Source organism: Actimicrobium antarcticum (genome assembly GCF_039536745.1).
Taxonomy (GTDB): domain Bacteria; phylum Pseudomonadota; class Gammaproteobacteria; order Burkholderiales; family Burkholderiaceae_D; genus Actimicrobium; species Actimicrobium antarcticum.
Genome location: NZ_BAAAZE010000007.1, coordinates 92,629 through 111,201 on the forward strand (window position 1 = coordinate 92,629; position 18,573 = coordinate 111,201).

Annotated in this window: 20 protein-coding genes; 7 read left to right on the top strand and 13 right to left on the bottom strand. The window is 57.1% G+C overall.

Features of this window, described 5'->3' with window-relative positions; translation table 11 throughout:
* Window positions 1-48 precede the first annotated feature (48 nt).
* Entirely contained in the window at window positions 49-963 is a 915-nt protein-coding gene (locus ABD720_RS06620) for a LysR family transcriptional regulator (RefSeq protein WP_344762476.1), read from the top strand.
* A gap of 102 nt (window positions 964-1,065) precedes the next feature.
* Window positions 1,066-2,979: a molecular chaperone HtpG gene (gene htpG / locus ABD720_RS06625; RefSeq protein WP_344762477.1), complete on the top strand. Its 1,914-nt coding sequence runs from the start codon at window positions 1,066-1,068 to the stop codon at window positions 2,977-2,979.
* Window positions 2,980-3,062: 83 nt separating this feature from the next.
* Here htpG and ABD720_RS06630 read toward each other — a convergent pair whose 3' ends face one another.
* The 8 genes from ABD720_RS06630 to ABD720_RS06665 form a co-directional block, all read right to left on the bottom strand.
* On the bottom strand, window positions 3,063-3,377 hold the full coding sequence (locus tag ABD720_RS06630; RefSeq protein ID WP_344762478.1) for an antibiotic biosynthesis monooxygenase family protein: 315 nt from the start codon (window positions 3,375-3,377) through the stop codon (window positions 3,063-3,065).
* A 21-nt stretch (window positions 3,378-3,398) separates the two neighbouring features.
* Window positions 3,399-3,989, bottom strand: a complete 591-nt coding sequence (locus ABD720_RS06635; protein WP_344762479.1) for a hypothetical protein — start codon at window positions 3,987-3,989, stop codon at window positions 3,399-3,401.
* Window positions 3,990-3,991: 2 nt separating this feature from the next.
* Window positions 3,992-4,195: a hypothetical protein gene (locus tag ABD720_RS06640; RefSeq protein ID WP_344762480.1), complete on the bottom strand. Its 204-nt coding sequence runs from the start codon at window positions 4,193-4,195 to the stop codon at window positions 3,992-3,994.
* Between the two features lie 258 nt (window positions 4,196-4,453).
* Window positions 4,454-4,816: a hypothetical protein gene (locus ABD720_RS06645; RefSeq protein ID WP_344762481.1), complete on the bottom strand. Its 363-nt coding sequence runs from the start codon at window positions 4,814-4,816 to the stop codon at window positions 4,454-4,456.
* 1 nt (window position 4,817) lies between these two features.
* Window positions 4,818-5,162 (bottom strand): Imm45 family immunity protein, encoded by a 345-nt coding sequence (gene imm45 / locus ABD720_RS06650; protein ID WP_344762482.1) that lies wholly within the window; start codon window positions 5,160-5,162, stop codon window positions 4,818-4,820.
* Window positions 5,163-5,342: 180 nt separating this feature from the next.
* Entirely contained in the window at window positions 5,343-5,720 is a 378-nt protein-coding gene (locus tag ABD720_RS06655; protein WP_344762483.1) for a hypothetical protein, read from the bottom strand.
* Window position 5,721: 1 nt separating this feature from the next.
* Window positions 5,722-7,017 carry a polymorphic toxin-type HINT domain-containing protein gene (locus ABD720_RS06660; protein WP_344762484.1) on the bottom strand — a complete coding sequence of 432 codons (1,296 nt, stop codon included), beginning with the start codon at window positions 7,015-7,017 and terminating at the stop codon, window positions 5,722-5,724.
* Entirely contained in the window at window positions 7,008-7,853 is an 846-nt protein-coding gene (locus tag ABD720_RS06665) for a TadE family protein (RefSeq protein ID WP_344762485.1), read from the bottom strand. Before ABD720_RS06665 ends, ABD720_RS06660 begins: the two co-directional genes overlap by 10 nt.
* A gap of 502 nt (window positions 7,854-8,355) precedes the next feature.
* On the opposite strand from ABD720_RS06665, the gene ABD720_RS06670 reads away from it, so the two are divergent.
* The 3 genes from ABD720_RS06670 to ABD720_RS06680 all read left to right on the top strand — a co-directional run bounded on the left by ABD720_RS06670 (window position 8,356) and on the right by ABD720_RS06680 (window position 12,185).
* The gene (locus ABD720_RS06670; protein WP_344762486.1) at window positions 8,356-9,651 is read left to right on the top strand and encodes an acetyl-CoA hydrolase/transferase family protein; all 1,296 of its coding nucleotides are present in this window, start codon (window positions 8,356-8,358) and stop codon (window positions 9,649-9,651) included.
* Between the two features lie 781 nt (window positions 9,652-10,432).
* Window positions 10,433-11,512 carry a calcium/sodium antiporter gene (locus ABD720_RS06675; RefSeq protein ID WP_344762487.1) on the top strand — a complete coding sequence of 360 codons (1,080 nt, stop codon included), beginning with the start codon at window positions 10,433-10,435 and terminating at the stop codon, window positions 11,510-11,512.
* Window positions 11,513-11,831: 319 nt separating this feature from the next.
* A complete protein-coding gene (locus ABD720_RS06680) occupies window positions 11,832-12,185 on the top strand; it encodes a cupin domain-containing protein (protein ID WP_344762488.1) in 354 nt (117 codons plus the stop codon).
* 271 nt (window positions 12,186-12,456) lie between these two features.
* On the opposite strand, the gene ABD720_RS06685 is transcribed toward ABD720_RS06680, so the two are convergent.
* From ABD720_RS06685 to ABD720_RS06705, 5 genes are all read right to left on the bottom strand, one after another.
* Window positions 12,457-12,666: an antitoxin gene (locus ABD720_RS06685; protein ID WP_344762489.1), complete on the bottom strand. Its 210-nt coding sequence runs from the start codon at window positions 12,664-12,666 to the stop codon at window positions 12,457-12,459.
* A 356-nt stretch (window positions 12,667-13,022) separates the two neighbouring features.
* The gene (locus ABD720_RS06690; protein WP_344762490.1) at window positions 13,023-14,177 is read right to left on the bottom strand and encodes a hypothetical protein; all 1,155 of its coding nucleotides are present in this window, start codon (window positions 14,175-14,177) and stop codon (window positions 13,023-13,025) included.
* Window positions 14,178-14,405: 228 nt separating this feature from the next.
* Window positions 14,406-15,419, bottom strand: a complete 1,014-nt coding sequence (locus ABD720_RS06695; RefSeq protein ID WP_344762491.1) for a 2-dehydropantoate 2-reductase — start codon at window positions 15,417-15,419, stop codon at window positions 14,406-14,408.
* 10 nt (window positions 15,420-15,429) lie between these two features.
* Window positions 15,430-15,879, bottom strand: coding sequence for an Mpo1 family 2-hydroxy fatty acid dioxygenase (locus tag ABD720_RS06700; protein WP_344762492.1), 450 nt, complete (start codon window positions 15,877-15,879; stop codon window positions 15,430-15,432).
* Between the two features lie 60 nt (window positions 15,880-15,939).
* Window positions 15,940-16,755, bottom strand: a complete 816-nt coding sequence (locus ABD720_RS06705) for a YoaK family protein (protein ID WP_344762493.1) — start codon at window positions 16,753-16,755, stop codon at window positions 15,940-15,942.
* Window positions 16,756-16,839: 84 nt separating this feature from the next.
* On the opposite strand from ABD720_RS06705, the gene ABD720_RS06710 reads away from it, so the two are divergent.
* Window positions 16,840-17,337 carry a DNA-deoxyinosine glycosylase gene (locus ABD720_RS06710; RefSeq protein WP_344762494.1) on the top strand — a complete coding sequence of 166 codons (498 nt, stop codon included), beginning with the start codon at window positions 16,840-16,842 and terminating at the stop codon, window positions 17,335-17,337.
* A 23-nt stretch (window positions 17,338-17,360) separates the two neighbouring features.
* Entirely contained in the window at window positions 17,361-18,188 is an 828-nt protein-coding gene (locus tag ABD720_RS06715; RefSeq protein ID WP_344762495.1) for a spermine/spermidine synthase domain-containing protein, read from the top strand.
* The last annotated feature ends 385 nt before the right edge of the window (window positions 18,189-18,573 follow it).

The following is an 18,573-nucleotide window of genomic DNA, read 5'->3' on the forward strand; positions in this document are numbered from 1 at the left end:
TGCGATAAACTACCGTTCTTTCCCCACTCAGTAGACTGAAAATCCCCAATGGCCCAGACAGAGCAATTCACCGGCGTCGCCATTTTTGTTGCAGCGGCACGCGCTGGCAGCTTCACCGCTGCGGCGGAACGTCTGGGCATTACCAAATCTGCGGTCGGAAAAAGCATCGCCCGCCTCGAACAGCGGCTGTCGATCAAGCTGTTCCATCGCACCACCCGCAAAATTGCCCTGACCGTCGATGGCGCGGCGTACTTTGCCAGTTGCGCGACCGCGCTGGACGGCATCGCCGACGCCGAACTGGCGCTGCAAAACGGTCATCAGACCCCCAGCGGACGGCTGCGCATCGACATGCCGGCTGCCTTCGGACGCGGCGTGATATTGCCCATTCTGGCTGAACTCACGCAGGCCTATCCCGCTTTGACCCTGACCCTGACCTTCACCGACAACCTGATCGATCCGATCGAAGAAGGCATCGACCTGTTGATCCGGTTTGGCGCGATCAAGGATTCCAGCGGACTGGTCGCCAAGCTGCTAAGCAGCCAGCGCCAGCTGATCTGCGCCTCGCCGCACTACCTGGCCAGAAAAGGCGGTGCACCGCAATCGATTGCCGACCTGGACCGGTATGACTGCATCGTTGGTTACCGGCGCAATACGCCAATGACCTGGAGCGCGATGGACGACCATGGCCAACCGATGCGCTTTGCGCCACCGTCGACGTACGAAGTCGGCGATGGCGATGCGGTGCTGGCGATGGCGCTGGCCGGCTGCGGGATATGCCAACTGCCGTCGTTTCTGGTGCGCGAGCCATTACGCAGCGGCGCGCTGGTCAGCGTGCTGGATGCCGTGTCGACCTGCCAGACCGAGATCTATGCGGTGTGGCCGCAGACCCGGCATTTGCTACCGAAACTGCGCTGCGTAATCGATGTGCTGGAGATGAAGGGACGGGACGGCTTGCTGAGTTGAGGATTTGGCATGACTGCAGATCAGTCGCGCCTTGAATTCACCCGCACCATCCCCACGTTGACCGCTAGCAGTAACCACGATCAATCCCACTCCGAGGCAACAATGACCACAACCGAAAAGCAAACCCTTGGCTTTCAGACCGAAGTCACCCAGCTGCTGCAGCTGATGATCCACTCGCTGTACTCGAACAAGGAAATTTTCCTACGCGAGCTGATCTCGAATGCCTCCGACGCCGCTGACAAGCTGCGCTTTGAAGGCATCAACAATGCCGCGCTGTACGAAGAGGATTCCGAACTGAAAATCACGGTCGGTTTCGACAAGACGGCACGCACCATCACCATCGCCGACAACGGCATTGGCATGAGCCGCGAGGAGGCCATCGCCCATCTCGGCACAATTGCCAAATCAGGCACCAAGGATTTCTTTTCGCAGCTGTCGGGCGACCAGCAAAAAGACGCTGCCCTGATCGGGCAATTTGGCGTCGGTTTTTATTCTGGCTTTATTGTTGCCGACCGGATCACGGTGGATACGCGCCGTGCTGGCCTGCCAGCGTCCGAAGGCGTGCGCTGGGAATCCGAAGGCGCCGGCGACTTCACGGTCGAGGCCATCGACAAGCCACAGCGCGGCACCACCATCACGCTGCATTTGCGCGCCGACCAGGACGAGTTCCTGTCGGACTGGAAACTGAAATCGATCATCCGCAAATACTCGGACCATATTTCGCTGCCGATCCAGATGCAGAAAGAAGAATGGGACGAAGAGAAAAAAGAATCCGTCGTCACCACCGACGTCGAGACCATCAACCAGGCCAGTGCCCTGTGGGCCCGCAACCGCAACGAGATCACGCCGGAACAGTACGTCGAGTTCTACAAGCATGTCTCGCATGACTTCGAAGCGCCGCTGACCTACACGCATAACCGCGTCGAAGGTCGCAGCGAATACACGCAACTGCTCTACATTCCTGCGCGCGCGCCGTTCGACCTGTGGGATCGCAACAAACGCGGCGGCATCAAGCTGTACGTCAAGCGCGTGTTCATCATGGACGATGCCGAGCAGCTGATGCCGGTGTACCTGCGCTTCACCAAGGGTGTGATTGATTCGAACGACTTGCCGCTGAATGTCTCGCGTGAATTGCTGCAGGAATCGCGCGACGTCAAGGTGATCCGTGAAGGTTCGACCAAGCGCGTGCTGTCGATGCTGGAAGAGCTGGCCAACAATGACGAGCAAGCCGAAAAAGACAAGTACGTCACCTTCTGGAACGAGTTCGGTCAGGTCCTGAAAGAAGGCATCGGCGAGGACGCGACCAACAAGGACCGCATCGCCAAGCTGCTGCGCTTCTCGTCGACGCAGACTGACGACAGTGCGCAAACCGTGTCGTTCGCCGATTACATCGGACGCATGAAAGAAGGCCAGGACAAGATCTATTACGCCACCGGTGAATCCTTCATCGCCGCCAAAAACAGCCCGCACCTCGAAATCTTCCGCAAGAAAGGCGTCGAAGTCCTGTTGATGACGGATCGCGTGGATGAATGGATGCTGTCGTTCCTGACCGAGTTCGACGGCAAGGAACTGACCTCGGTGGCCAAGGGTGGACTGGATCTGGGCAAACTCGAAGACGAAGCCGAGAAAAAGCAGCACGAAGAAACCGAAGTCCAGTACCACGACCTGGTCGCGAAAATGAAAACCGCGCTGAGCGACAAGGCCAAGGATGTTCGGGTCACGTTCCGCCTGACCGATTCACCCGCCTGCCTGGTGGTCGACGAGAACGAACTGTCGGGCAACCTGATGCGCATGCTGAAGGCAGCCGGTCAAAGCGCGCCGGATTCGAAACCCATCCTTGAAATCAATCCGGATCATCCGCTGGTGCAGCGCCTGAAATACGAAGAAGCCAAGTTCGACGACTGGGCGAATATCCTGTTCGACCAAGCCATGCTGGCTGAAGGCGGCGCGCTGACGGATCCGGCGGCGTTCGTGAAGCGGTTGAATGAGTTGTTGCTGGGGATGGCTAGTCGGTAAGACTGGCTGCCGGTAACAACCGGCGACGCTAAATAATGGCGCAATCACTTTCGGGTGGCTGCGCCATTTTTGCGTCCGGGTATCTACAACCCGTACTCCCGTTCCACCCGACAAATCCGTACCCGATACGTCGCATACCAGTCGTCCCGGCCACGTTGCTGTGCTACCAGATGCGCGGCGTTGTTCTTCCATGCGGCGATTGCCTCCAGCCCGGTCCAATAGGACACAGTGATGCCGACCGACTCCCGCGCCGATTCGATCCCGAGAAAGCCCGGTTGCTGTGCCGCCAGCGCCACCATCGCTTCAGCCATCTCATCGTAGGCCGGATTGGGTTCGGACAGCAGTGACGTGAAAATGACGGCGTAATAAGGCGTTGCGGGTGTCGTGGCGATGGGCATGGCGGAATGGACGAAGTTGATTTACCGCTTGAGCGCGGGACTCAGGTATTTTAGCTGGCCCCATCCCCGCCGGATGGATTCGTCGAGGTGACGCATCTTGCCTTGCAGGGTGTAGACCGTCAGTGCGACCGGGAATGTTCCCGGTGCTTGTCCGACAAATATCCTGACGTCCATCGCCACGCCGTCCGACTTACCCACGAAATCGGTTTCGAAGCCCTGCAAGTTGCCATGGGTAGCCGGCTTGATCGCCAGGCTGCGACTGCGACCGGCATCCAGCCCAAAGTTCTGGCTGGCTTGCCGGATCGCCGAAGTTGCCACATCGGGCAGCATCGCTGGCGTGACCAGTAATTTTGGCCAGCTGGCATAGGTCATCACGGTTGGCGGATGGTAGGTCAACGGGCTTTGCGCCGCGAAGGTTGTATGCCCGGAAATATTGGTTAGCTTTGCGTCCCACGGCGGCTGATTCTCTACCCAGATTTCCAGGCCTAGCTCAGGAACCTTGTGGATTTCCATTTCGCGCGGAGCCGGCTTTGCCAGCAGCACGGTTGGATGCGCCGCAATGATTGCTGCCATCACCGCGAAGCGCCGACGTGGTCGGGATGGTGCATGCATCGTCATAACCCGCCCTTGCGCACAACCGCTGCGCCCATCCCGAGCAGCGTCAGTACAATGACCGCCAGCACGCTGTACCAGCGGCCACTGCGCGTGAACGCAATGCGCCAGTTCAGGCGACTCGCCAGCCAGCAAACGAGCCAGATCAGCGCATAGCTGACGAGAGCGCGGCCAAGCAGGTTGCCGAGGATGAAGGTTGATGGCATGGGGTTTCTCTTGATGTTGGTTGGTTTATTAATGGACGATACTGGAGCTGCATTTCAGAACTCATAGGCTGGCTTTGTCTCTCTTTGTACAAAACCGGTAATTTGGTATGTAATCCCATTATCCTATCGTCGATTAATTAAAAAGAGTTATTCATTAAATTGATCAAAACGGTCTGTAAATGGTGACGCATGTTGGGCTTTGCAGCCCAACCTACCGGTTTTCAATTAACAAACGTAAGTTACCGGCGCCACCTGACACTAAAATCCTGTGCCAACAGAAAACCATATATGTTCTAGTTTCGGAAGTAACACCCCGAAATGAGAATCCCAGTTACTGCATAACCATTGCTTATCTATGCACTTTCCAGGTCCTTTAAAAAGAGCCTCTTCTGGAAAATAACCAAGAGGAACACCTGCAATATCATTTGAAATTCCATAAATTTCATAAGCTATTCCATATCGGTAGGATGAACAAATTATTGCTATCGCATCCTCCTTTCGGCAACCAAATACTTTCAGGTCCTCCGAGAACGCTATGAATATTCCATTCCAGAAAATATCATCTTGCCATTGTTCAGCGCTTATCCAATCAAAATTGGATGTAGAAAAATTTAATTTCATTTCACACTTTTTCAAAAGGAAGTTTTTTTATGGATCTTTTCCTTCCAACATAAACGTCATGCAGATTAGACTCTGAATAAATGTACTTGTACCAGTTTTCGATAAGCCATGAAGTTCCCAATTGATCGCCCTTATCCATTGAAGCAATTGGCACAAAACCTATTCTGGTTCCACTTTCGTATCCCGCGGTAACGAAAAATTCAAACACTGCATAGTCTGAACTTGAAGGACACATCATGATTTCGACCACACGCTCTCCGGCGAAAAAATCGCAAGGATGAAATCTAAGACACGTACCAACTTTTAAATATTCATCCTTTAAATCTATCAGTCGTTGCCATTTCATATTATTAGTCCGGTTGGGCTGCGAAGCCCAACATGCGTCAACCACCCTGCCCGACCTGCGGCAACTGAGGTCGCACCGCAACTTGACGCACGTTGGGCTTTGCAGCCCAACCTACCGGACCAGATGAAATATATCCTGAAATTTTATTGTCCACTCCTGAGGTGGAAGCGATTCCTCGTCCTAATCATCATCTTCGTCCTCATCGAATCGAGGAAGAATGAAACTTTCAATTTTAATGGGATCGATAACCAGTTCCACACCTGGATTTTTTACAGTAATGTCATGTATATAAATCAAATCTCCGTTTGCATATAAAGCCCAATAACAAAGTGCCGTATTTACATGCATTTTATTAATATCGGTAACCAGCATGCATTTTTTCACTTTTCCTTCATAAAGAAAGGTGAGCGCAGTCCGCCATTGTCGCCTGTAGTCCTCGAGCCCCCACAGGTCAGTCATCAAAGGACAGTTTTCAAGATAGCCATTCATTTCAATTTCGCATCTTGGCAAATCGTCACTGTAATTTACCCCATCTACTGCAGTAATATTAAAAGTCATTTCAGTCCTTTATTACTTTCAACTCACCATCCAACGTAGCAATCCGCTGGCCTTTTTTATTTACAAGCTTCCACACTCCCCCATTGTGGCCGTCGACGTCGGGACTAATAAAATTTTTTCCATTACCGAATACTTTCTGTCCATGAGGATTAAACGGCGGGTCTTTTATCAATCGGTCATATCCAAGCTTCGCAGCATCCTCAGCGTTAGCTTTACGCAGCCGATTAATAGTGCACTTCGCGTTATGCGCCCAAACCCCACCCGCCCCGACAAAATAACCGTCGGTCCCCGCAACACTAAAGTTGTACACCTGCAGCGGCAGCGCTACCGCATCATTGCGCAACACCAGCGCATCGCCGCGCTGGCCTGCGATGACGTCGTCGTCGGTGATATGGCGGGCTTCGGTCCAGCCTTTGCCCTGCACCCACAGCGGGTGTTCGTCCGTCAGCTTGAAGGTGTCGAACTCGGTTTGCAGCAGGCGGTAGCTCGGGGCGATGCGGCCGAAGGTGCGGGTGACGGCTTGCGGTCGGTCGGCGTAGCTGCGCTCGTGGCGCGAGGCGACTTGCCGGCCGATGGTGATCTGCTCGATCGGGAGCAGACCTTGCGACGTCCGCACCAAGGTGCCGGCGGCGAAGCTGGCGCAGCCGAAGTCATGCTTGACCGCTGCGACTGCCTCTGAAAGCTTGCCGGCATATTTAGTCAGGCGCGTGGCCAGCTTGAGCATGATGGCGGGGCTGACGTAGGTGCCGATGACCTTGCCGAGGTCGTAAGCGCCACATTGCGTAGCGCGGGTGATGACGTCGACGGCTTCCTGGCCGAGCAGTTCGGCCAGTTTCAGCAGGGTGCCTTTGGGATCGGCGTAAAAGGCTTTGCCGAGGTCGATCAAACCGAGTATGACGTCGTCGAGATTGCCGATCAGGCTGAGCAAGTCAGTGATCTGGTCTTTCAATCCGGTCAGCAAACCCTTGACGAATTCATAGCCGTAGACCAGTCCGGCTTTGACATCATTCCATGCACTGCCCCATAAACCCTGGTCGGCATCGCTGGCACCTTTGTTGTCGGCACTGGCAGATGTTTGGTCGCAAACATCTTCGATGAATCGGCAATGGTTTTCTTCAGCCCAGACTTGTTTGGCTTCCTTGCTGGCGAAGCAGACCGGAGGCGGATTACAGATTTGCCAGACCGGCGTGGCGGCCTGCGCCAGAGGTGACAAACCCTGGGTCGCGCTGATCACGACAAGCAGTAGGAAGGCGACAAAGCGCTGCAAGGATGTATGCCGCAAGAACATCAGAAGCATGGCGGCTCCAGAGGCGGTTCAGAAGCGGATGGCGATGCAGGTTCGGTACAAAAGGCGCTGCCGCAATCCGGTGCGGGGCCTGCGGGTGATCGCGGATTGCCTGGATCGGTCGGTGGCACGCCATGGATGGGACCGGATGTCGAGAAGCTGCTTCCTTCGATCGCATCCGATTGCATCTGCAGCGTGACGTGGGTGACGACAGGGATGCGGCCGGCTTTGATCAGGGCAGACGCGGCCGGATCGGCACCGTTGTCCAGCCAGCGCAGATAGCGGGTGTAGATCTGGCCCACGAGCGGCACTTGCGGCCGATAGCCCATCGTGATGCGCAGCTTCAGCAGATTGGCGTCCTGGATGTTCTGGCCGGATTGCGGCATGACGATGCTGGCTGGCTTGAACGCCTGTCCGCTGTTCGGGATGACGTGCCTGCCGCCTTGCAAGCCGTAGCGTGCCTGCAAGATCGGGCTGTTGAAATCGGTAAAACTTTCAGAGGTGGGATTGAGGATGTCGATGCGGGCGTTGGCCTGAACGTCGCTCAATGCGCGTGCGAACGCGGCCTGCAGCATGGCGGGATTGGTACCGCCGCCATAAATCGGGACGAGTGCAGCAGCGTAGGCTTGTTCGATGCTGGTCAGGCTGGCGTTGGTGACACTGCCGGCGCGAGCGGCCATGAAACTTGCATGGTTGTACTGGTTTTTTGCAAAGTACAGCAGGCCGTATTGCAGTATCGACAGACCCATCATCACCAGCAGCGGGCCGATCACCGTGAATTCGATGACGGCCGAGCCTTGCTGCTTGCAGACGGTCTGAATAGGTACGCTGATAGTTGTTGGGATCATTGGACTTGGCAGGTTGGAACCGACAGCAGCCATCGCTGCTGATAGTTACAAGATACTGTCCGCGACTTGCCGGAATCACCATGATCGTGACAGGGCGCACTACCGAATGCTTTCCGGAAGCGACAATGTGAACAAAAAGCCAAGCGCCACGCACTCGGCTAAGCCAACTTCAGCCTGGCCACACGCATCGGGATAGCGCAACCGTTCCTGACGCGCCAGACCGGGTAATGCGCCAGCTGGTTTTGTTGTCAGCGCTTCGGTAACGTCCGGCCCGCATAACCGAGACGACTCCCGCCACAAGGCGCAGACACGATTGAAAGAAATACTGCGTGCCTATCGTGTAAGGTGCAGGAAAGGTAACTCGGTCATCATGCCGGCACACGCAAGTTGGAGGAACTGCAACACGTCAGCAGAAGTTTCTTCCAAGGAAATTCACGCCCCATCATCATAAAAAAGCCGCACTTCCAGACCAACGGAAAGCGGCGCACCGTCAGGAGACAGCATGTCCGCACAAGCAAGCTACAACAGCAAGCGCACGACCGCCGATGAGGCCATCCGGCTGGTTCGCAATGGCGATTCCATCATCGTTCCGACCGGCGTGGGCGAGCCACCGACCTTGCTGACGGCGCTGTCGGAACATCGGCGTGACTTTCAGGGCGTGAAGGTGCTGCAGATTCTGGCGGTACGCAAATACGGCTATTTTGATCCCGAGACCGCCGAGAACGTGCAGCATTCGGCACTGTTCTTCGGACCCGCGTCGCGTCCGGGCGGCCAGGCTGGCTGGGTGGATTACATCCCGAATTATTTTTCCGAAATTCCGGTGATGATCCGGCAGGGGCTGATCGCTGCCGACGTGGTGTTTGCCATCGCCTCGCCGATGGATGCCCATGGTTATTTCTCGATCAGCCTCGGTACCGATTACACGATGGCAGCGATCTCCAGAGCGCGTGTGGTGGTGCTGGAAGTCAATCCGCATGTGCCGTTTGCGAACGGCAATTGCCATATCCATATTTCCAAAGTCACTGCGCTGGTGGAAAGCGACGAAGCACTGGCCGAAGTGGGCATGCCGGTCATTGGTCCGGTACAGCAGGCGATCGGCAGTTATGTGGCCGACCTGATCGAGGATGGCTCGACACTGCAGATCGGTTACGGCGGAATTCCGGACGCGGTAGTGATGCAACTCAGTAAAAAGAAAAACCTTGGCATCCATTCCGAAATGATCGGTGACGGCATCCTGTCACTGGTCGAATGCGGTGCGGTCGATTGCAGCAAGAAGACCTACCTGCACGGAAAAATCGTCGGTACCTTCGTGCTCGGTTCGCGCAAGCTGTACCAGTTCATCGACCGCAACCCCATGGTCGAGATGCATCCATCCGACTTCACCAATGATCCCTACCTGGCCGGCCAGAACAACAAGCTCGCCGCCATCAACGCCACGCTGCAGGTCGACCTGCTCGGCCAGTGCGGCTCCGAAAGCCTGGCCAGCCTGCCGTATTCCGGCACTGGCGGGCAGTCGGATTTTGTGCGGGCAGCCAACCGTTCCGAAGGTGGCAAGGCCTTCATCGTGGTGCCTGCCACGGCGAAGAACGACACCATTTCACGGATCTCGGCAACCCTGCCGGAGGGCACCCATATCAGCACCAGCAAGAACGATGTGAACTACGTCGTCACCGAATTTGGCGTCGCGCAACTGCGTGGCAAATCCGCCAGGCAGCGTGCACGTGAAATGATCGCGATTGCGCATCCGGACTTCCGCGGAGAACTGACGCTGGCGGCGAAGAAGATGGGCTTGTTGTAGGCGTTGTGACAGGTCACCGTTGACAAACCAACCCGCTGACCGGCGTTCGCTTCCGAACGCCGGTCAGCGGATGCCAACTTATGCCCACATTGTGTGAATAACATTGTGCATAACCCTGTGCACCTCGTCCGCAGGCCAGTAACCATGCCGGATTTTAGCTGTGCCCGTTTTTTACGCAAGCGTTGGGAATCTCGCGGTAGCTGAGTTCATATCTCGCTACAAGGCACGGCAAACCAAGGCTCCAGGTGTTCCAATCGCCCTCTGCACGAAATCGCGGCCGCCGAAGTTGCACGCCTGCATGGTGACTGAACTTGCTGCCGGGCGCTGCCCCCGATAGCGTCGTCGTTTGTTTTCGCGGCAGGAACCGCGGCGCCGCGCGATGGCCCATGGGTCCGACAATCCCGGGGAGTCTTTACAGGAACATGGATAAGAATTTCTCTGCTTTTTAAAAAGCGATTTAGTCGTTATGGTGAGCGCGTGTTTCACTTGCGCCCAATGGAGACAATTCCATGCGGAAGATTGTTGAATCCCGCGCCGACGGCAACCAGACAAGCGACTGGTCCATCATGCGGTTTCGATCAGTTCGTGCGCCGGGCATCTTCACACCGTCGCCTGCACAAAGTCGCGGTGGCCGTCCGCAAGGGGAACCGATTTAACAGGATCACATCAATGCTTTGTCGCGCATCAGGATGCACGTTGATGTGCTCTACCAGGATCGCGAAATCGTCCGAGGAATGAACCGCGAACAACGATTGCCAACAAACAACGATGGGGTAAGCACATGAGCTTTGTTATGTTCGCGATCGGCCTGGTCGCTCTGATAGTCGGGGCGCAGTTTTTGGTGCGTGGCGCGTCGAAACTCGCGCTGTCATTTGGTATTTCGCCGCTGGTGCTGGGACTCACCGTGGTTGCTTTCGGTACCAGCGCGCCGGAATTGGCAGTATCGGTCCGTGCAGCGTGGGGCGGTCAGGTCGATATCGCGATGGGCAATGTCGTCGGCAGCAATATCTTCAACATCCTGTTCATTCTGGGCGTATCGGCACTGATCACGCCGCTGGTGGTGGCGCCACAACTGATACGTCAGGAAGTACCGGTCATGCTGGGTGCTTCGTTACTGCTGTTTGCGCTGGCTCTGGATGGCGGTATCGGTCGCATGGACGGCGCGTTGCTGTTCGGCCTGCTGGTCATGTACATCGTATTTCTGATTAGACAAAGCCGCGCGGAAAGCAAGGCAACCCAGGACGAATACGCGCGGGAATTCGCTGCGCCGGTTGTCGACGGATGGGATCGCCACTGGAGCATGCAACTCATGCTGATCGCCGGCGGACTGGTCTTGCTTGTGCTGGGCTCAACGTGGCTGGTGGACGCTGCGGTGACATTCGCCAGAGCGCTAGGTCTGAGCGAAATGGTGATCGGCTTGACCATCGTCGCCTTCGGGACTTCTCTGCCCGAGGTCGCCACCTCACTGGTGGCTGCCCTGCGTGGTGACCGCGATATCGCCGTCGGCAACGTCATCGGCAGCAACACGTTCAATATCCTCGGCGTGCTTGGTGTGTCGAGTCTGGTGGCGCCAGCAGAACTGCCGGTGGCGCAGGCCATGTTGAGCTTCGACATGCTGGTCATGATCGCCGTGGCCCTGGCCTGTCTGCCGATCTTCTTTACTGGTCACGAAATCTCGCGTTGGGAAGGTGCGCTGTTCTTGGGATACTACGTGGTGTATATGTCCTTTCTGCTTCTTGCAGCACAACAGCACGACGCCGTGGCGACCTATGGCCCGGTAATGCTGACGGTCGTGCTGCCGCTGACAGCGCTAACACTTGCCGTGCTCGCCGCCCGCCATTGGCGGGGCCGGCATCGCTGAAAAATCACGGGCTTGGCGTGCTTGCAGGTGATCGATCCAAGGCCGGGCAGACGCACTTGGCTCTGGGTCGGAATGGAAAATCAAACCCGACTGGCGGCTGCTGTATGGTCATCTCTGGCGCACTGCAAATTCCACTTATCTTCGCCCTGATTGACCTATCCGGTTGCCAATGCTGCTATATCTAGTAGATTCCTTGTAGATTCAGGAAAAGCCGTTCTGTTGTGGCAGGTGACGAAGCAGATCCTGCATAGGAGATCAAACCATGATGACCAGGTCGAACGTTTTCGGTTGTTTGCTTGTATTGTCCGGACTATCTTCGATGGCGCAAGCGCAGGGTGTCACAAAGCCGCAGCTGCTCCTGAAGGAGCTTGTGCCGGGCATGCCCAAAGGCGACCGGCAAGAGGTCAGCGTACTGACGGCGAGTTTCAAACCGGGCGACAAGACGGTTTTCCACACCCATCGCTTTCCGGTGGTGGTGTACGTCCTCGAAGGCACATTCACGTTGGAACTTGAGGGACGCGCGCCGATCACGGTGAAAGCCGGTGAGGCGATGGTGGAACCTGCGAATGTAAAGATGACCGGTTTTAATCGCAGTGCAACCGAGCCACTACGCGTGGTAATTGTCTACTCCAGCGATCCGGCGATGCCATTCCTTGATGCGCTGGACAAGTGATTGCAGCGCGCCGGCGTAAATGGAAACATGTACCTCGTAACGTTTTGCAATGATGCGATACCAAGGCAACACAGCAACGCACTGAAAAATTACCTTAAGGAAATATTAAGTCGCTTAGCCTCGGGGCGCTTTGCCAGATCAAAAAGCAATTCACTCTCGTTAATAGACGAAATGCAAAGGGACGCCATGGGCAAGGCCACGATGCGCCGGGAAACGGCAGGATGCGCCCTGATCAAGTGACTCGCCGTGTTGGTGTCTAGCATGTAACTTTTCACTCGCTCCACGCCTCAAAGGGATCGCGATTTTGCGTTCCCTGATGACGCTCCTTCTTGCCCGGAAAATCGGCTGTTACTGCGCCGTTGTCGAGCGCGGAGAAAAAACTATCCCAGGTGGCTGGCCTGCGCGACAAAATCACATCCCCTGTTTCCGGGTCTTGACGTATGAAAACTTCTTTTGCATCGAAGCGATACGCGACGGACAAACGTACCGCTTGGCTGCGACCGTTGGTGAATGGTTTGGCGACTTGGCTAATGGCTTCCCCTCTTTAACTCCGATAGATACCAAGGCATGGGCAATGGCATGGGATATATCAAGGCATATCCCTCATCAGGCCGATGACCTCGGACCGCCGCCCCACCAATAACCGCCGCCGCATTTTCCTGGCACTGATGGCTGCCAATAACAACTGCCGGTGCCGGCAAGGTCGCAGTCGAAGCGCCCGGCGGGGGACGGTTCTGCAATCCCGTAGCGAAAACATATATGCTGTAACGCACCGGGTGATGCGTGTCGCTCGCTGCCCCTGACCGGCAATCGGCTCGACCGTTCGCCGCTGCTCGCTCAGGAGAAAGCCCGCGAGGTATCCGAACTCCCTGCTTCATCCTCAAGCATTTTTTGCTCGACCAGTTTCATGATGCGCATCTGATGATCGATGCTGATGTCATGCAGGTAGGAATTGATTCCCAGATGTTTGCCACGATGGTTATCGATCACCACCGATTTTTTTGAGCGCATGAAATTCTCCAGCGTCATCACGCGCCCCTTGCCATCCTGAATGCGCATCTGAAGATCTGCCCCGGAAGTGTCGGTCACAAACGCCGTCTTCTGCGCCGTGAAGCATAACTCCTCCGGCATTCTGAACAGCTGAAAATTACGCACGTCGGCTGCAGGCGATGCAATTCGGAGGCGACTTTGCGATGGGGCGACTTTCTCGGGGATGATTTTGGCGTTGATCTTGTCGATCAGGTTGTCGATCGTGAAGGCACGGCAAAGTACTTCGAACGCATCCGTGATGCACGACTGCGAATCCACCTGTCGGGTGCCAGCGTTCAGCAAGACTTTGCAATCAGGAAAAAATTGTCCGACAGCGCGATACGCCCTGGTCATCGAACCCGAGGTCGAATCAAATACAAGTACATGATTGATGTCATTCTGGCGCACAAAAAGTACCGGACAGGCATGCTGCTGGCCAAGAGTGAGGATCACGCCGACAGGCCGGGCTTGATCGAAAACATCGGCGCGGATGGTTTTGCTGAAGCTCTCGAAACGCTTGACCATGCTGTCCTGCGGCGCATTGGATGATTGCTGATCCACGACGCGCAGCGCATGTCCGGTGCGGGCAACGAAGTCCTCGACCAGTAGCGTCAGCCCCTTCGGTGTCGGTTGGCAAATCGTCGGCTCCACCATCATGTGGTTAATGTTTTTTCGGTAGCCTGAGGCGATTTCGCGGAAGTAGTCGGCATATTTTTCGGGGTCCTCTTTGGGCTTGTCCTGACGCATGCCCCATGGACCGTTTGCCTCATGCGGATCAAGTGCAGGGAGCCGGGTTGGCGCCGTGTCGGTTGGGCGATCCGGACCGGCAGGGCGAGTTCGCGGACCCGCACCCGGGAAGGTCGGCGTCGCGTCAAGAGCAAACAGCGATCGCGGTGATGTCGGCGGGCTTGATGCGAGCGGAAACTGGATTTGCGAACTGGAGGCGCGACGTAACGTGTTCATTGGTGGATTAACCTGTGTTGACCATGTCGATGGCCGGGCAGTCATGACGGCCCGGAAACACCATGACGCGGCAGGTCTGCGGAGCGACGTGCGACCTCCGCAGGACGCCAAGCCACGCCTCGGCTCACACTAAGTGGCAACGGCGCTCGGTTGGTTCCACGCACTGACAGCGCCGGCAACGGCTGATGACGTCGCTGTCAGTGCGGACCATCCATCATTACTTCAGGGTCATCGCGCGCACTGCAAAGCCTGCCAGAGCGCGGCGCCGTCCCATGATCCGCTCTCCCCACGTTCAGTTTGATGCACCAGATCCACCAGTAACTGATTGGCCGGCACCGTCCGCCCGAGCGACGCTGCCAGCGCCACCACCGCGCCGTTGAGGTAGTCGATTTCGGTACGTCGCCCGGCCTGCAGGTCTTCCCACATCGATGAACGTGCCTCGGGGTCGATGCGCAGCATTTGCGCCGCGATCCGTTTGAACAGCCAGTTCGGCAAGCGCAACAGCAACGGCAACTTGCGCGGCGGGATTTTTGCGACCTGCGCCGGCACGATGCCGGCGGCGTCCAGCGTGACCAGGGCCTCATCGACCAGCAGTGCCAGGCAGCGTCGCCAGGCGCGTTGCGACAACTGAGTTTTGAGTGGCAGGCCGGACAGCGCATTGAGCGGATTGTTCAGGTTCAGCAGCAATTTTCCCCACTGGACCGCCACAAAATCGGCGCGTTCGAGCAATGGCAGGCCGGCTTTGGCAAAGTGCGCGAGCCAGGGCGATAACTGAGGCGAAGCCTCCACCATCAGTTCGCCCTGCGTGCCGCGATGCAGACGACCATCCGGGGTTTGCACGACGTTGAAGGGCACCATGCCGCCCAGCACCTGCCAGCCGGGCAACTGGCGACGCAGCGCTTCGGTGTTGCCGACGCCATTCTGCAAACTCAGCACGACGGACGATGGCCGGGCATGTTGCAGGATGGTTTGCGCGGCCTGTTCGGTGTCACTGCTTTTGACGGTCAGCAAAATCAGGTCTGCCTCGGTCAGGACTTGCGGGTCGAGCCGGTATGGCACCTGACCGGCGTCGAGATCGATGCGGCGCTGCTGCAAATCGGTGAGTACCAGACCGTGCCGGAGGATGCGTTGCTGCATGCGTTCACGTCCGAGCAGCATCACATCGGCACCGGCATGCAACAGCGCCCCGCCGACATACGCACCGACCGAACCACTCCCGAAGACCACGATGCGCGGACTCATGCGGCCGCGATCAATACGTCACCTGCAGGCGGCGATACAGGATACCGAGCACGAACAGCGGCCCGATCAGCAGAAAGCGCACGTCATCAAAAAAGGACGGCTTCTTGCCCTCGATTTTGTGACCGATGAACTGGCCGATCCAGGCCACCACGAATACCGCCAGCGATATCGTCAGCCGCTGCGCCGGTGGCAACATGGCAATCACGCCCAGCATCGCGGCCGACATCAGCAACATGCCCAGCGCCAGCGGCAGCGACAACCGTACGTAATACGCCAGCGACAGCAGCACCACGCCCAGCGCTGCCAGCGGATGCAACGACCAGAGCATCCCGAGCATCGACAGCACAATCGCCGGCACGCAGACACAGTGGATCAGTTCATTGGCAGGATGCAGATGGCTTTCGGAGTACGTCGATATCAGCGTATCGATGCTGCGCGTGGAACGGAATTGCTCGGTCATGTAATCTCCATCGAATAATTTTTTTTATGGTGCGCGTCGTGCATTTGCCGTGGGCGTACTTCACGGTTCCGGTGCCTTGTCCGCCGCGCTGCTGAACGACTGCTTGAGCTCCTTCAATTGCCGTAGCCGAAGCAGGCGCGGCGCAATATCGTCATACATCGGGATCGCTGCCATCAGCAGCAACAGGAACGCCAACGGCAACGTCGCAATAAAGCCCAGATGCTTGAACCCGAATGCACCCGAGACGCCTCCGACAAAAAACATCGACAGGATCAACAGATGAATCCCCAGTTTGTCGCGATCGGCCCGCACCAGACTGCTGGTGCCATCGCGGTGTCGGCGATTCCAGTAAATCAGTTTGCCCAGTTCGATACCCAGGTCAGTGACCAGTCCGGTGACGTGCGTGGTGCGAATCTGCGCCTGCGAGAGTTTGGTCACGATGGCGTTCTGCAATCCCATGATGAAGCACAACACCATCACGGTGCTCGGCAAAATCACGGCCACATAGGTCTCCAGATTCGCACCCAGCAAACCGAACAGCAGCAACAGCATTGCCTCCAGCGCCAGCGACATCGCGTACTCGCTCGACATTTGCCGATGCCGGGCCCAGTTGATCAGAATCGCGGTCGTGGCCGCACCGGAAATGAACGACAGCAGTGCGCACACCCCCGTGAAGACCACCAGCATATTGCCAAGAATGAATTCATCGGCAATCAGCGAAACGATGCCGGTCATGTGTGAGGTGTACTGGTGGACCGCCAGAAAACCACCCGCATTCACGGCACCCGCGACGAAGGCGAGCACAGCACCAAGCTGCAGATTGGCACGCCGCGTGCGCACGGCACCGGTGAGATTACGCAAAAACGGGACTGGCATGTCGACCCTGGCTAAAACGAAACGTAGTCCAGTGTAACGCCTGCGAGCGCAGTACGAGGGCACCAGCCTGGTTATACTTTGGCGATGACCAATCACGACGACATCAACCTCCCTGGCGGACTTGCGCCGGTATTCGACAGCGCCACCCGCATCCTGATCCTTGGCAGTTTTCCGGGCGTGGCGTCACTGGCCGCAGGTCAGTACTATGCGCATCCGCGCAACCAGTTCTGGCCACTGTTATCGGCCGTACTGGAGCTGCCGCTGGCGGACTTGCCCTACCCGGAAAGGCTGCAGCAACTGCGATTTCTGGGTATCGGACTATGGGATGTTATCGATGCTTGCGAGCGCCGGGGCAGCCTCGACAGCGCGATCCGTCACGCCCGTTCCAGCGACCTCGCCCGTCTGCGACGCGACTGCCCGCAACTGCACCGTGTCTGCTTCAATGGCAAGACCTCGGGCAAATTTGCGCCCTGGTTTGCGGGCACCTGCATCAATACGCTGATACTTCCATCGTCGTCACCGGCCTACGCGCAAATGGGCTTTGCGCAGAAGCTCGACTACTGGCGCGGTATCATTGCCTGACTCATTTTCAGGCAATCAATCCCATGCTTATCAAACGCAAGTCCATCGAAGCCCAGGCCAACCACAAAATCGGCCCTGGCAAAAAACCCGTCATCGCTCTCGCGCCAAAGCCTCCCCGCAAAATCAGATACGCGCCGGTCACGTTGTCCGAACAGGATGGCGTGCGCTTCCTGCATTTTGGTACCGAGTGGGTGCAAGGCGCCATGCGGCTGCGCAAGCCGGACTGGATCGAACTCGAATACGCCCAGCAAATGATGGCCTGGATGCTCTTTATCGACGCGCCCGAACATGTGGTGCAACTCGGGCTAGGCACCGGTGCACTGACCAAATTCTGCTACCGCACCTTTCCCGACACCCGCGTCACTGCCGTCGAATTGAATCCCTCCGTCATCACGATCTGCGAATCGATGTTCAAGCTGCCCCCCGAAGACGACCGCTTCAGCGTTCTGGAAATGGATGCGGATCTGTTCGTCAACGACCCGGTCAACCTGGCAACGGTCGACGCCATGCAGGTCGACTTGTATGACGCCACCGCCAAGGGTCCGGTACTGGAATCGGCCGAGTTTTATCTATCCTGTGCGGCATGCCTGCGCGAAAACGGCATCATGACCGTCAACCTGTTTGGCGATCACCCGAGTTTCAATCGCAATCTGAAAGCGATGCGGTTTGCGTTTGATGATGTGATCTGTTTGCCCGAGGTACACGAAGGGAATGTGGTGGCGCTGGCCTTCAAGAAGCGTGTGGCGATTGATTTTGCTGAGTTGTATGCAATGGCGGCGGGGGTGGTGGCGACGACGCGGTTGCCGGCGAAGAGTTGGGTGAATGGGATTAAGGAGTGGGTGGAGAGTTAGGGCGCCGGTTGGCGGCAGCGGGCCGGGGCGGATGGCGTGGCGGAAGCACGATCGGCATCGCGACGGCGCGTATCACCACCGCTGCTTCCTGTTGCCGAATCGTAGGTTGGGCTGCGAAGCCCAACAAGCGTCAGGCTTCCTGTGTGGGGAGTTCTGCGGTCTGCGGTCTGCGGTCTGCGGTCTGCGGTCTGCGGTCTGCGGTAGGATCGTAGGCTGGGCTGCGAAGTCCAACGTGCGTCAAGCTCCCTGCGCGGTGAGTTCTGCGGTAGTTAAAACGGGTTGTGCTCCGTGGAGCCAAGCCGGGTGCGGCCCGGCAGCCGGTCACTTCTTTTTGCTTCGCCAAAAAGCAGTAACCAAGAAAAAGGCGACCGCTAGACCGCTGCCC